Annotated in this window: 7 protein-coding genes; 2 read left to right on the forward strand and 5 right to left on the reverse strand. The window is 43.2% G+C overall.

Annotated elements, in window-relative coordinates:
• Window positions 1–17 precede the first annotated feature (17 nt).
• From HOP38_RS07450 to HOP38_RS07460, 3 genes are read right to left on the reverse strand one after another with little or no spacing between them, the layout of a single operon-like run.
• On the reverse strand, window positions 18–1313 hold the full coding sequence (locus tag HOP38_RS07450) for an HlyD family type I secretion periplasmic adaptor subunit (RefSeq protein ID WP_198557776.1): 1296 nt from the start codon (window positions 1311–1313) through the stop codon (window positions 18–20).
• Window positions 1306–3372 carry an ABC transporter transmembrane domain-containing protein gene (locus tag HOP38_RS07455; RefSeq protein WP_198557777.1) on the reverse strand — a complete coding sequence of 689 codons (2067 nt, stop codon included), beginning with the start codon at window positions 3370–3372 and terminating at the stop codon, window positions 1306–1308. The genes HOP38_RS07450 and HOP38_RS07455 overlap by 8 nt, the downstream gene beginning before the upstream one ends.
• Window positions 3365–4987, reverse strand: a complete 1623-nt coding sequence (locus HOP38_RS07460; RefSeq protein ID WP_198557778.1) for an ABC transporter transmembrane domain-containing protein — start codon at window positions 4985–4987, stop codon at window positions 3365–3367. The genes HOP38_RS07455 and HOP38_RS07460 overlap by 8 nt, the downstream gene beginning before the upstream one ends.
• 409 nt (window positions 4988–5396) lie before the next feature.
• On the opposite strand from HOP38_RS07460, the gene HOP38_RS07465 reads away from it, so the two are divergent.
• A complete protein-coding gene (locus tag HOP38_RS07465; protein WP_198558268.1) occupies window positions 5397–7217 on the forward strand; it encodes a PhoX family protein in 1821 nt (606 codons plus the stop codon).
• A 53-nt stretch (window positions 7218–7270) separates the two neighbouring features.
• Here the strand turns inward: HOP38_RS07465 and HOP38_RS07470 are convergent, their stop codons facing one another.
• Both HOP38_RS07470 and HOP38_RS07475 read right to left on the reverse strand, forming a co-directional pair.
• The gene (locus HOP38_RS07470) at window positions 7271–7633 is read right to left on the reverse strand and encodes a DUF805 domain-containing protein (protein ID WP_198557779.1); all 363 of its coding nucleotides are present in this window, start codon (window positions 7631–7633) and stop codon (window positions 7271–7273) included.
• A 14-nt stretch (window positions 7634–7647) separates the two neighbouring features.
• Window positions 7648–10065, reverse strand: coding sequence for a hybrid sensor histidine kinase/response regulator (locus HOP38_RS07475; RefSeq protein WP_198557780.1), 2418 nt, complete (start codon window positions 10063–10065; stop codon window positions 7648–7650).
• Window positions 10066–10473: 408 nt separating this feature from the next.
• Between HOP38_RS07475 and HOP38_RS07480 the strand changes: the two genes are divergently transcribed.
• Window positions 10474–13689: a S41 family peptidase gene (locus HOP38_RS07480; RefSeq protein WP_198557781.1), complete on the forward strand. Its 3216-nt coding sequence runs from the start codon at window positions 10474–10476 to the stop codon at window positions 13687–13689.
• The last annotated feature ends 206 nt before the right edge of the window (window positions 13690–13895 follow it).

Here is a 13895-nt window from a genome sequence, read left to right on the forward strand (position 1 = left end):
ATTAATGATTGAGAAGATTATCGCTCACCAAAGGCACGGCTGATATTTGTGAATATCGGTTTCCACAGATATTGGAACACCGTTTTTTCGCCAGTGGTGATATCCACTTCACCGGTCATTCCCGGTAACAACGCAAATCTATCTGGGTCGTCCCTAAAGTAGGGCTTCTCGACTGCAATGGTGACTTCGTAGAAGATATTGCCTTTCTCATCCTTGCTGGTTGTAGGGGATATGGACTCTACGATACCTTTAAGAGCTCCGAATCGACTATAGTCGTAGGCATCAATTTTGACTCTCGCACTTTGTCCCTCGTTAACAAAACCTATATCTCTCGGAGATAGCTGAGCTTTAAAGTCTGCCGTGCCTCCAATTGGCACGATTTCGACCACGGTTCCCCCTGGCTGAATTACAGCACCAACTTTTGTACTCGGTATACTTTGAACTAAACCTTGTAGTGGTGACGTCAAAACAGTATTAGTCAGCTTCGCTTCTCCAGAGCGAACACGAGCTTCTAGTGCAGAGAGTTCAGAGGCAGCTTTCGAGCGCTGATCGGCTACCTCGACTTTGGCTTCTGCGAGCAACTGGGAGATCTTTTCATCATTAGAATCTGCCTGTTTGATTAGCAGAGCTTTTTTACCCCTCGCTTCTTCAATTTGCTGTTCAATAGAGGCTACTTTTTGCTGCATTTCAAGAACACGAAGTCTTGAAATATTACCGCTTTTTTGTCCTTTTTGAAGTATGCTGAGCTCTTGTTTTGACGCGCTTAACTGGCGTTCGTAAGCTGGAATGGCTTTTTCTGTACTGCGTAATTGTTCTGCGATTTGCTCCGCCTCTTTTTCTAGCACTATCCGTTTTTGATAGTAAAGAGCAATTTGCGCGCTGCGCTGAGCTCTCTGCTGTGCAACGAGTTCTGGATATTGGCTTTGGTATAAATCAAAATTAGGCTCGCGCTCGTCAATAAGTGAAGATAATCTTTCTATCGTTAAATTGAGAGAAGCTTGTTGAGCTTTCAATTCCTCCAAGGCTGTTGTTTGGAAGGTCGCATCAAACTCAACCAACACTTGACCCTCTTCGACCATATCGCCTTCTGCGACAGAAATGGTTTTCAATTTGCCACCAATATCACTTTGAATGACCTGACGCTCACCTTCTGGGACGACCGTGCCTTTTGCCTTGGCAATTTCATCAACTTGAGTTACAGCTGACCAAGTACCAAATGCAATCACACACAAGGCGATTGAATAAGTGATTACAGACAATAGCTTCTTGGTCTGTTGTGATTCGATTGCTTCAGCATACTGAGATTTATTCATTGGCAGCGACCTCCATTGTGCTGTCACTATTGTTCTCTTCGTTCAGGGCACCAAAGTAGGCGACAGCGCCTTGGTTTAAGACGATAACTTTGTCTGCTAGCTTAATTAACTCGGGATCTTGTGAACTGAATAGAATTGTAGAGTGACCTCTTTTTTTATTAAGGAAGGTCTTAAACAGTTCAACGGACTTAGGTGACAAGTCATGAAGAGGGTTATCGAGCAAATAGAGAGGGTAATGAATGGCGAGGGCTTTTGCAGCAATCAACATTCTAGCTTCATAACGTGACAATAAATCGTACATACTGGCAGGCCAGAATTCGGTGAGTTTGGTATCAAGTCCAGCTGGTAATGAGTTAAGCCAATCTTTACCACCTGCTTGCTCAATAGCATGGATAATTTCTGCATCTTGTATCTCTTGTTTATCCGAGAACCATTCACGGATGTTAGTCAGGAGCACTTGAGGATGAGCAGCTTTGTAGAACATCCAATGGCGATAGAGCAATGGCGCGTATTGGCTTAAGTTAATACCGTTGATATTAACGACACCGTTTTGCACTGGTTGGAAACTTGCGATAGTGTCGATAAGGCTTGTTTTACCACTGTTAGAGGGCCCTGTAATGGCTATGATTTCTCCTGGCTCTATTACTGCACTTACCCCACTAAGAGCCGGTTTAGCCTGTTTAGCATAGCGGAGAGTAATTTGGTCGAGTTCAATCCGTGGCGGTGAACTTGGCAAAGTATGATGTTGATATCGATATGCTTCTTCCGAATTTAGAGTGAGCGTTCGATTGATCGTCATTTGTGTTTGCTTAAGCTGCTGAAGCCTAAAAGCGCTGTTAGCGAGGGTTTGGGCCGGACCTGTTACTCGGGAAATCAACATCATGGTTGCGATCAGTCCACCAGCCGACATCACTTGGTTAAAAATCAAATCGATGCCCAAACCAACGACAGCGAGCGTCGAGGTCACGCCTATGGCGTAGTAAATCGATGTGTATTTCGCTTGGTGTACTGTCTGTTTGAAGCCATTCTGAGCGGCTAAGTGGTTTGCTTTATCGAATCGAGACAACCAACCTTCTAGTAGTTGGCCACTACGCATAAAACCGAGGTGGGTAGATAGCTCGGCTATGAGCATTTGGCGGTTGGTTCCTGCAATGGTGGATTGATTGGCTTTTAAAGCTGAATTTTTGATACTACTGCGAGCGACCACGTAATACAGACCGAGGGCGACAATAGGAACGATGACTAACCAACCTCCCAATATAGCAATCGCTATGATGAATAGCAGGACAAATGGGATATCAAATAGCGCGTTTCCCAGAGGGCCAGCGAGAACCCCTGCGACTCTATCCGCAAAACTCAATTGATTGATTTGGCTTTGTTGAGGGGTTGCCTTACAAACGTTATAACTTCCGGTCAGTAGCTTTTTAATGAGCGCATCGGAAATTTCGCGACTTATTCGATTGGCGACAGTGGTTAACGTCTGGCTTCGTACCACTCTAAGCAACCAAAGCATGAAAAACAGAATGCCCGCTCCTATTGCAATTCCCTGTAGCTCGTGGGCTGCATCACCACCAATGACATGATCGTAGATGGACATTGTGATGAAAGGAATCGCCAGTGCGAATAAGTTAGAAAACAAACTCGCTAACGCAACTTTTGGGACCACCGCTTTGTAAGCGTCCAACCTTGTGCCCATCCAGTTGGGGTCGGGTTTATCAGGAGGTGAGCCATCTAGTAAGATCGCGATGCTGAATTGTTTTAAATCTTGTGATGAAAAAGGGGTGTCATTGGTTACTTCGAATAAGACTTGGTCCTTGGGTTGAGCGATTATCAGTTGTTGGTCGGTGACCAAAACTGCCACTTTATAAGATTTCGTATGAAGCTGTTGCTGTGCATTGACGATTCGATAAGGCACATTGAGTCGGTCGAGCATACTCAAATAGTCTTCTAAGTTATCGAGGCCATTTTCTTCTACCCATTGATGAGCGAACACATCGACGTTGCTGTTCACTTCAAGTGCTCTGAGTGACAACAATGAGGCTGTTTCAATATTATTCATTGTTCTCTCCTTGCTCAGCGTTCGCATCAAGCTGCAATAAGATCGTGTTGTCACATATAGAGGTAAAAGTGTGATTAAAACTGACTAGAAATATGGTTCGGCCGTTGTTCGCTTCTGTTTGGATGATTTCTGCTAACTTAGGCCAAGTATCTATGTCTAAGTCCAATTCAGGTAAATCAATACAAATAATGGAGGTAGGGCGAGCGAGCTGAAAACAAATGTTGATTAAGCGGATACTGCTGTGGCTTAACGGTATAGTCGGAAGATCCCCCAGTTTGGTTTCGAAACCATCCGGTAGCTGAGTTAGCACGTCATACAAGCCAAGTGACTTACTGTATGCTAAGGCGCGTTCAGAAAGCTCGGGCTTATACCCACATAAGTTGTCTAAAATAGAACCTTGAAGAATTGAAGAACGAGACCCTATGTAAGAGCTCGAATATTGGCGCGACAAAGCAGAAGTTGTGTCGGTATCTAACAAGAACTGACCGGCATGCTCCTGATTAGCCCCTCCTATTGTAGTGAGAAAGTGGCTAGCTGCTTCCTTATCGGGACAGGTGATTTGACAGATTGAGCCCGAAGAAATACTGGCATTAACAACATAGGTTTTTGAGAAGCGCTTTATTGCTAGATCGTTCATATGTAGTGATGAAAAAGATGGTAAAGCAGCGCTTATGCTCTGGTCTTGAGGTGAAAGTTTTAATAACGCATTTACGCTTTGTATGGCGGTTTGCATATTAGCATAACGAATATTCAAGCTAGTCAGTGCGCTAAGTGGCGCTACCGCTCGGCCAGCCAAGATGGAACAAGCAGCAAGCCCACCAGTTGTTAGTTCTCCAGAAAGAACATGGGAGGCACCGGCTATGACTAAAATAACGGAGGTTCCCAAGGAGGCTAGATAGATGCATTCTTGAGCGAAGGCGTTCTTTCGTTCGTCTTCTGAATGAGTAAGTCGATGTTCCTGATTAATACCCTTATAAGCTGCATACGTCTTATATTCATTTGCCTGACGTTTGATACCAAGAATGTTACGGTTGAGATTGAGTACAAACCCCGCTCTTGCGTCCTCGGTAATGGCATGCTCTAAGCTTCGTTGTTTTGCTCTTTTACCTGACAGCCAGACGAAGCTGAATGTAATAGCCCATACGACAATAGGTACCGCTACTAAGCTTCCGCCAACATAGTAAACTAAAAATAGGAACAACAGCGCAAAAGGAATATCTATCAATCCAGATAGAAGTCCCCCTGAATAGAGATCTTTGATTTTTGCGATAGCTTCTAATCCGTTCTGAACGCCTCCCACTTTTAATTGCTTAATTTCCTTAATAGGTGACGTTGCTAACGCCCGAACTGTTTCTGCGTAACGTTGTTGTTCGAGCATGGAAGATTCTGCGGCCAGTACCCTAGAACGAACGTATCTGAGTAAAGCATCAAGTAATACCGCTATCGTTGCGCCTGCTAGTAGCAACGTCGCAGTGCCGTAACTTTGGTTTGGAATTATGCGGTCATAAATCTGTAGCACCGTTAAAGGCACGGCAAGAGAAAGAATATTGATAAGCACTGATGGCAGCAGCACTTTTTTAATGCCCTGAATACCTGAAGAGAATGTTGTGTCCATACCTAGCTCATTTCTTATCCATATCAATTAAGACTCGGACAAAAGCAGCGACATTTCAAATAGTAAGGAAAGAAAAATCCACAAATTATTAAGGTTTAGTGTTCGATTGTTATGGGAGGAATACTGTACTTAAAAGCAATATCTATTTCATAGCAGTGTTTGTGTAGGGAGGTTAACTTATACAGACACTAAATCGTTCATAAAGAAACTTCTAATAATATAAGTGTTAATTATTTGTAACTGAGGTGTCATAATTTGAATGCATCATAGCGGCCACAATAGTAATAACGGCCAATTTAATGGCCTTTTCTTTAGTAGAAAGGAAGTCAAAGTGAAGCATTTTAATCGAACTCCAGATCAAAGAGCGCTAGACCAAGAACCAGAATTCAATCGTTTTGTTGAAGCTGCTATGTCGCGTCGTCGTTTTCTAAAAGCAACGGGGGCTGCTGGAACGGCTGGCTTTTTTGCTGCGAGTCCTATTAGTCAGGCTGTTGCTAACACTATGCCAAGCAAATCGCAGTTAATTGGCTTTGATGCTATTCCTATTTCAACAACCGATACGGTTGAAGTACCAGAAGGTTATCAGGCAGATGTATTGATCTCTTGGGGTGACGCTATCAGAAAAGGTGCACCGGCGTTTAGCCAGTCGAATAATGCGCAGGCACAGGAACTTCAATTTGGTGACAACAATGACGGTATGACGTTTTTCTTAATTTCCAACGACAGAGCTGTTCTTGTTGTGAATAACGAGTACACCAACAACGAGTACCTTTATGAGCATCAAGGTAATAATATTTCAGCAGATGATGCTAGAAAAGCACAGGCAGCACACGGGGTGTCGGTTGTTGAGTTAGAAAAGAACAATGGCAAGTGGCAAGTGAATGTAGATGGCCGCCTAAACCGTCGAATCACGGCGTACACAGAAATGGAAATGACGGGTATTGCTGCCGGTCATGAACTGCTTAAAACCAATGCTGATAAGTCGGGTAAGAAGATACTCGGTACGTTTAATAACTGCGCTAATGGGCAAACGCCGTGGGGGACTTACCTAACTTGCGAAGAGAACTTTAATGGCTATTTCGCTAATACTTCGGGGAGTGAATTAGGCGACCGCTATAAGCGTTATGGTCTGGGTAATAAAGACAGAGGGTATGACTGGTATAAGTATGATACGCGTTTTGATATGGCTAAAGACCCTAACGAACCGCATCGTCATGGTTGGGTTGTTGAAGTTGATCCGATGAATCCTAATGCAACCCCAAAAAAGCGTAGTGCTCTTGGTCGCTTCAAACACGAAAATGCGGCGTTGACGATCAATGATGATGGCCATGTTGTGGTGTATTTAGGTGATGATGAACGTGGTGAGCACTTATATAAGTTCATATCTAAGAAAAAATACGTAGCAGGTGCAGATTCTAATCGTGATCTCCTTGAAGAAGGAACATTATACGTTGCTAAATTCACTGGAACAGAAGGTGAATTGAGCGGTACTGGTGAGTGGTTGGAGCTTACATGGGGTAAGAATGGTCTAACACCTGAAAACGGCTTCCCTGATGCGGCTTCAGTGATGATTTTTGCTCGAGAGGCAGCCACCCAAGTTGGTGCGACAACAATGGATCGTCCAGAATGGGTAGCCGTACATCCGGACAATCAGTCGGTCTTCTGTACGTTGACCAACAATAAACATCGCGGTGTTAAAGATTCACAGCCACTGAATGCAGTAAACCCAAGAGAAAAGAACCCATATGGTCACATCGTTCGTTGGAAGCCGACGAAAGGTGACCACTCAGCAGGCACGTTTAACTGGGATATTTATGTACTTGCGGGCAATCCTGAAGTGCACGAAGCTGGTTTGATGGCTGGCAGTGACAACATCAATAAGGACAACATGTTCAATAGCCCTGATGGAATTGGTTTTGACCTCGCTGGAAGGTTATGGATTCAAACTGATGGCAAATATTCAAACAAGGGTGATTTTGCGGGTATGGGCAACAACCAAATGCTTTGTAGTGACCCACAAACGGGTGAAATCCGCCGTTTCCTGACTGGACCAATTGCTTGTGAGATTACAGGGTTAACCTTCTCTCCAGACTATAAGACGATGTTTGTTGGTGTGCAGCATCCTGGCGAAGACCTTGCTCCATCACATTTCCCTGAAGGTGGTAATTCTATACCACGTTCATCTGTAATGATGATTACGCGTACAGATGGCGGCATCATCGGGGCCTGATAAGGGCCTCAAAAAATCGAAAGAGACTCTGCGTGAGTCTCTTTTTCTACTTACTAAAGTGAAGGAGGAGCGGCTCCGTACCCATTGTCATGGTCACTCTTGAAAATGAAAAAGATGACTAGAATGAGAGCGCCTAACAAAGGAATCAAATAAAGGAATAACCACCAACCACTTCGACCAGTGTCATGTAGTCGTCGGCATCCCACAGCCAATGTTGGTACTAGTACAGCTAAAGAATAAAACGTACCAAATAACCCGAATTGCTCACTACCGGCACCAACGATTCTATCGATGATATTGAATAGTAAGGCAATGACAAAGCTGACCAACACGTAACTCCAGTATTGCTTGCGCGTCGCTCGGCCGTTGAAGTTCGCATAGTTGTTCTTTAGGACATCGATGTAGTTATTCAGCATAAACACTCCTTGGTTTAACAGGATGCTTGGAACTTAGAGTCTAGCTTTTCCATCAACACTTCGCGTTTGAAAGGTTTGGGTAAATAGTCATCCATGCCACTTTGATAGCACTTTTGAATATCGTCATCGAGCACCGAAGCGGTTAGGGCAATAATATGAGTTTGCTTAAGAGCATTCTCAGCTTCGAACTCTCGAATTGCTTTGGTGGCTTCAAAACCATCAAGCACGGGCATCATACAGTCCATAAGTATAAGTCCAATAGTCGAATAGTCTCGTTGATAAATCTCAACTGCTTCTTGACCGTTATTGGCAATCACAAAGTCAATAGATAGCTTCTTCAAATTTAAACTAACGATCTGTTGGTTTACTTTATTATCTTCAACAACCAAGATTTTAAAGGTTCTCTCCGATTTTAGATTGGTGTCATTGGTGCTAGTCACCTCTGTAGGTGCTCTAGTCGCCGTAAGGTTACGTAGGCTGTTGATCAATCTGTTACCAAATAGTGGTGATGTTAGAAACGCAGAAACCTGTAATCCATTGGCATTCGCGGTTTCTTTGTTATCGCGCAACAGGACAATATCATGCTCTTTGAATTGTGATTGAACCGAAGAGAAGTTGGCATTGCTATCAAGAATAATGATCGTATCAACAGTGAGTTCTAGCGTGTTGATGTCTGATACAGCAGCGTGCACGTATTTCACTCCGTAACGTTCAAGTTCCGAAAGCAACAGTGGATTTGGATAGTCTGAGAAGTATTGAACATGTAGCGATGGCTCATAACTTACACTATGGCTGTCGCGGCTGAATTCAAGGTCAAAGTAAAAGTGACAGCCTTTTCCTTTAATTGATTCAAGATGAATGTTGCCACCCATCATTTCCACCATCTTTGCGCAAATAGCCAGGCCTAAACCAGTACCGCCATAGTCTTTCGAGGTATCGACATCTTCTTGTTTAAACTCTTCAAAAATGTGCTTCTGCTTTTTTTCATCAATGCCTATCCCTGTGTCCTGGATGGAAAAGCCAATGGTGACACTGTCTTCTGTCTGAGCTCTCAACTTTAGAGAGAATGCGATGCTGCCTGTTTCAGTAAACTTAATCGCATTGGAAGCTAAATTCATTAATGTTTGGCGAACTTTTTGTTCGTCGGCTTTCACATAGTCAGGTATCTCTGGATCGATATCGATGAGAATATCGATTTGTTTCTGCTGTGCTTTGGGTGCGATTAGTGCCGCGGTATCAAAGATCGTCTCTTTTATTGCTGTCGTGTGAGGACAAATCTCTAAATGCCCGGATTCGATTTTTGAAAGATCGAGTATATCGTTAATCAGCATGAGTAAGGTCTGAGATGATGCATTGATGGTCGTCAGGTAATCTTTTTGGATGGCACTAAGCTTGGAGTCTCCGAGGATCTCAGTCATACCTAAAATACCGTTAAGGGGCGTACGAATCTCATGAGACATATTGGCCAAAAATGTGCTCTTAGCTTGATTCGCTTGTTTTTCGTGCTCTCTTGCATCAATCAGCTGTTTCTCTAGGGTAGAGGTTTGTCTAACAACATAAAGTAGGATGAGAACAATGGCAGCGATGAGCAAAATAGTAGCAAGAGATTGATGATTCTCATGCTTAACGATTTCGCTGTTTATCTGCTTTGGTAAGATATTAAACAAGGTATTCAGTTTGCCTTCCAGTTTATGAATGGTGGCTCTGAGTTCACCAAGTTGTCCCTCTTGATAGGAGTACCCAAAATTCTCGTATGCGCTTTGTAGAGCATAAAAAGCAAGTCGGAACTCCTGAAATCTATATAGGAGTTCGTATGAGGATTCCTGAGCGCTTAACTCTGATTGCATTTGAACGAGGGTTCGTTCAATTCTAGGTAGAACAGTAGGGTCAAACTCGGCGAAGAACTGGTACATTAAATCTTTGGTTGTTAGAGCAATGTAATCAAGTGGTGTTGAGTTGGCTTGAATCAAGGCATACTCGAATGCGAGCGTCTTCTGCTTTAAATTATCAATAAGGCCGGTTTCACCCTCTGAACCATGAATAAGCAACACAATATCAGCCAGTAAGTAGAAGCGTTGAACATAATCATCGACATGGGATAATGCCTGTTGCCCATCGTAATCTGTATTTAGTCCGGAATTAATAATGGTTGCATTGATCGAACCTAGCTGCTCCAGAATGTTTTGATAATCCGTCTCCATTTTCTGTAGATATATGTGGTCGACTCTATCAATAAAATCTTTTTCGTGACGACGCATCATTAGCATGTCGTTAGATGCGGTAAGAATACTCTTTTGAAGCGAAATCAATTGGTTTTTGGTTTTATCAACGGAATGTTGAGTATAGAAAAATAGGGCTAAGAAACTAAGAATAGCAAATGCGCCTAAAGTAAGGGTTTTGCGAATAGCCTGAGTGGGAAAGGTGTTGCTCATCAATCCATATCCTTATGGTACAACGTTTTTTGCACTCCGTAGTGTAACGCAAAACAAGTAGTAACAAAAATGAAACAAAACTAGATGGCGTTAGTTTTTATTTCCTTAATTTTGGTAGAGCAGAGTCAATACTTTGTAGCAACTTGTATTTTTGTGTATGCCTGAGGCCATGACGCAAGGTTGAGGAATAAGAATTCATTAGTGCAAAGATGATTGGATATGTCATTTTGCAGTATTTAAATGCTGTGTGATATAGGCTGGGTAGGAGATTATCTCGCATATTTTCTTGGTGAGTGATTGCTTGATAAAGTGACGAATACTTGTCTGTATTTACAATGATTTCGTGATGAAAATTTCCCGCCCAAATCTGTGGCATGATGGGTAAAAACGCAACACTTAAGGGAATCCATGAAATTTTCACATTTAGCCCGAGTGGGCTTTGTCCTTTTCTCGGCTAGTCACGCCTCTTTGCTTATTGCACAAACATCAGATGGCTCATCATGGTATCGAGACATTGCTATTTCTCCGGCCGGTGATCAGATTGCATTTACTTACAGTGGCCAAGTCTGGGTAGCTAACGCAAAGGGTGGCGATGCAGTTCCGCTTACAAGTGAGACGGTTTATAGCTCGAATCCTGTATGGTCTCCTGATGGACAGTCGTTAGCATACCAATCTAACCAGTATGGTCGGGGAGATGTGTTTGTTTTGAACATGAACACTCATAAATCTCAACGATTAACTTTCCACGGTAGCAAGGATATCCCTTATTCCTTTAGTGCCGATGGTAGCCAAGTCTTATTTCAATCTTTTAGGATCGGTAATGGTGATAGCGAATTAAATAACGGATTTTTTGGCCGCTCCTACAGACTGTATACAGTTCCTGCAAAGGGTGGTCGAGAGCAGGTCTTGTTAGAAAATTCAGTGAGTAGTTATTCGGTCTCTCATGATGGTAGTCAGGCTTTGTATACCGATTTGCCTTCGTATACCGAACAACAGTGGCGCAAAGGTGCTCAATCAGATGCTGCAAGAGATATCTGGAAATATGACGCTAAAACTCACAAACACACACAACTAACAACTTTTAGAGGTGAAGATCGCAACGCAGTTTGGTCTGAGGATGACCAGTCCATGTATTTCTTATCTGAACGTTCAGGCAGTTTTAACATCTGGAAGCAGTCTTTGACTGAGCCTGAAGGTGATGCTGTTGCCGTAACTCATCATCAAAAGTTACCCGTTAGGTTTTTATCGATTAGCACCCAAGGTGATTTAGCTTACGGGTTTGACGGTGGTATTTGGCTTAAGAGGAAAGGCGATAAGGCAGCGCATGAAGTTGACATCAAAATACGTAAAGCGCGCAGTGATAGCAGTACTAGAAACGTGAATTTGGCCTATGAGATTACTGAACTAGCGGTATCACCAACAGCTCCGGAAGTCGCCGTCGTAGCTCGAGGGGAGGTATTTGTCATCTCTACGTTGACCGGAGAGGCACGTCGGTTGACGAATACCCCACAAGCAGAAAGAGACATTTCGTTCTCGAGTGATGGAATGACATTACTTTATGGCTCTGAGCGAGCAGGGAATTGGGATTTATTTGCGAGTCATATAGGCGATCACGATAAGAGCTTTCTTACGGCAAGTCAGATAACAGAACAGCAACTCACGGATACGCCGGTAGATGAGACCCAACCTGTGTTGTCTCATGATGACACACGCATTGCATACAGAGAATCAAGAAATACGTTAAAAGTAATGACTATTGAAGATGGCGCCAAAACGACACTTCTTAATAGCCAATCTATGTATTCCTACGAGGATTCAGATTGGCGTTATCAGTGGTCGCCAGATGATCAGTATATAGTATCTCGTGATGGTAGTACGTTAAGTGCTAATAATATTGTTCTACTTGATAGCAAAGGCGAGAACAAACCCATCACATTGAGCTACAGCGGATTTGTTCAATCTGCGCCAAAGTTCTCTGATGATGGTCAGGTTGTTTACTGGACATCAGACAAAGACGGGCTGACAGAACTGGATGGCAGTACCGTAAATGGTGACGTATATGCGGTCACTCTAAATAAAAAGACAGAAGCGAACTTGGGCCTATCTCAAGACCAAGCGTGGTTAGCTGAGCAAGAAGAACACTCTGCTGCTCCAAACCATAAAACTCTGATTGATGTCAACAACCTTCAAGATAGAATCCAACGCTTAACGCCTTATTCTATGTCAGTTTTGGCGAGTTACCTTTCTCCCGACAACACTGAAATGGTTGTTGCCAATCAACGAGGCGATGATATCGAATTTGTGCACCTGAACCTTTTAACAGGGGAGCATGAAGTGATGTTCACACGCTCCGCGGACGACATCCAAGCCATTACGGTAACGCCTGACAGAACGATGTTGATGCTCATCGGTCATGGACAACTAGAGAAAATCGATTTGGCTAATGGCGATAGTGATGACGTTCATTTTAGCTTGGATGCCGAATATGACTTTGCGAAAGAAACACAATATATCTTTGACCATGTATGGCGCTTAACCAAGACCAAATTCTACGACAAGAATCTACATGGAGTAGAGTGGGATTGGTATAGAGAGGCGTATGCAAAACATTTACCAAGCATACATAATTATACCGACTTTGCTCAGCTATTAAGCGAGTTGGCTGGTGAGTTGAATGCCTCGCACACTGGTTCTACGTATAGGATGCACCCAGGTAACTGGGAGTCGCCAGCATCACTCGGCATAATTTACGATGACAAATATCAAGGGAAAGGTGCAAGAGTTCGTAGCGTTCTACTAGGAGGGCCAGCGGATCTGCCGAATAACCCGATTAAATCAGGTAGCATTATTTACTCGGTCAATGGTGTAGATGTTCAACCTGGTCAGGATATTTATCCATTACTCAATAACCTAGAAGGTAAAGTAACTCGACTATCTGTTCTTACTCCTGGGAATAAGAAGACGATATCCGTAGCCGTTAAGCCAGTTTCGTTGTCTGACGAAGCGAAACTCTCGTATAAACGTTGGGTAACGGAGCGTGAAGTGCTGACCAATAAGCTATCAAATGGACGTCTGGGTTATATTCATATTCCTGAAATGGGTAACGATTCATATCGTCAGTTGGTCAACAAATTGTTTGGACGATATCGAGATAAAGAAGCGGTTGTTATTGATGTCCGATACAATGTCGGAGGGAACTTACATGATCAAATAATGAATCTATTATCTGGCGTAAGACACAGTTCAGCGGTATCGAGAGATGGTTATTCAGCAGGCTCTTTCCCACTTCGCCGTTGGGCAAAACCTAGCATTATGTTAGCGAATGCATCGAGTTACTCAGATGGTTCAGTGGTACCTTACTTTTATCAGAAAGAGGGAATTGGAAAACTAGTGGGTGAACGCGTGCCAGGGACGGGAACTTACGTGCTTTGGGAAAACCAGCAAGAACCATTGTTAGAATATGGTGTGCCGCAACTTGGTTTCAAAAATGATCAGGGTAAATGGTTCGAGAACAATGAAGTGAAGCCAAATATCTTGGTTTATAACTCACCTGACGACGTCGCTTCTGACAGAGACCGTCAACTAAGCGTTGCTATTAAGGAGTTGCTGGCGAAGCTGAACTAAGATAGGCAACTACATATAAGTACTTAGTTTTGAAGGCCCTTTGACTTTGAGTTCAAGGGCCTTTTTCATGGAAGTAGATAGAACATACTTTCGTGTAAGACATTAATGTTAAAGCGCTGTGAGGCTTTGTGAAAAAGATCACGTCTTAATGAAAAGCACCAAAATAATGTGTATTGCATCAGTATGGTGCTTTGACCATATATAAC

Source organism: Vibrio mediterranei (assembly GCF_013364395.1).
Lineage (GTDB): Bacteria > Pseudomonadota > Gammaproteobacteria > Enterobacterales > Vibrionaceae > Vibrio > Vibrio mediterranei.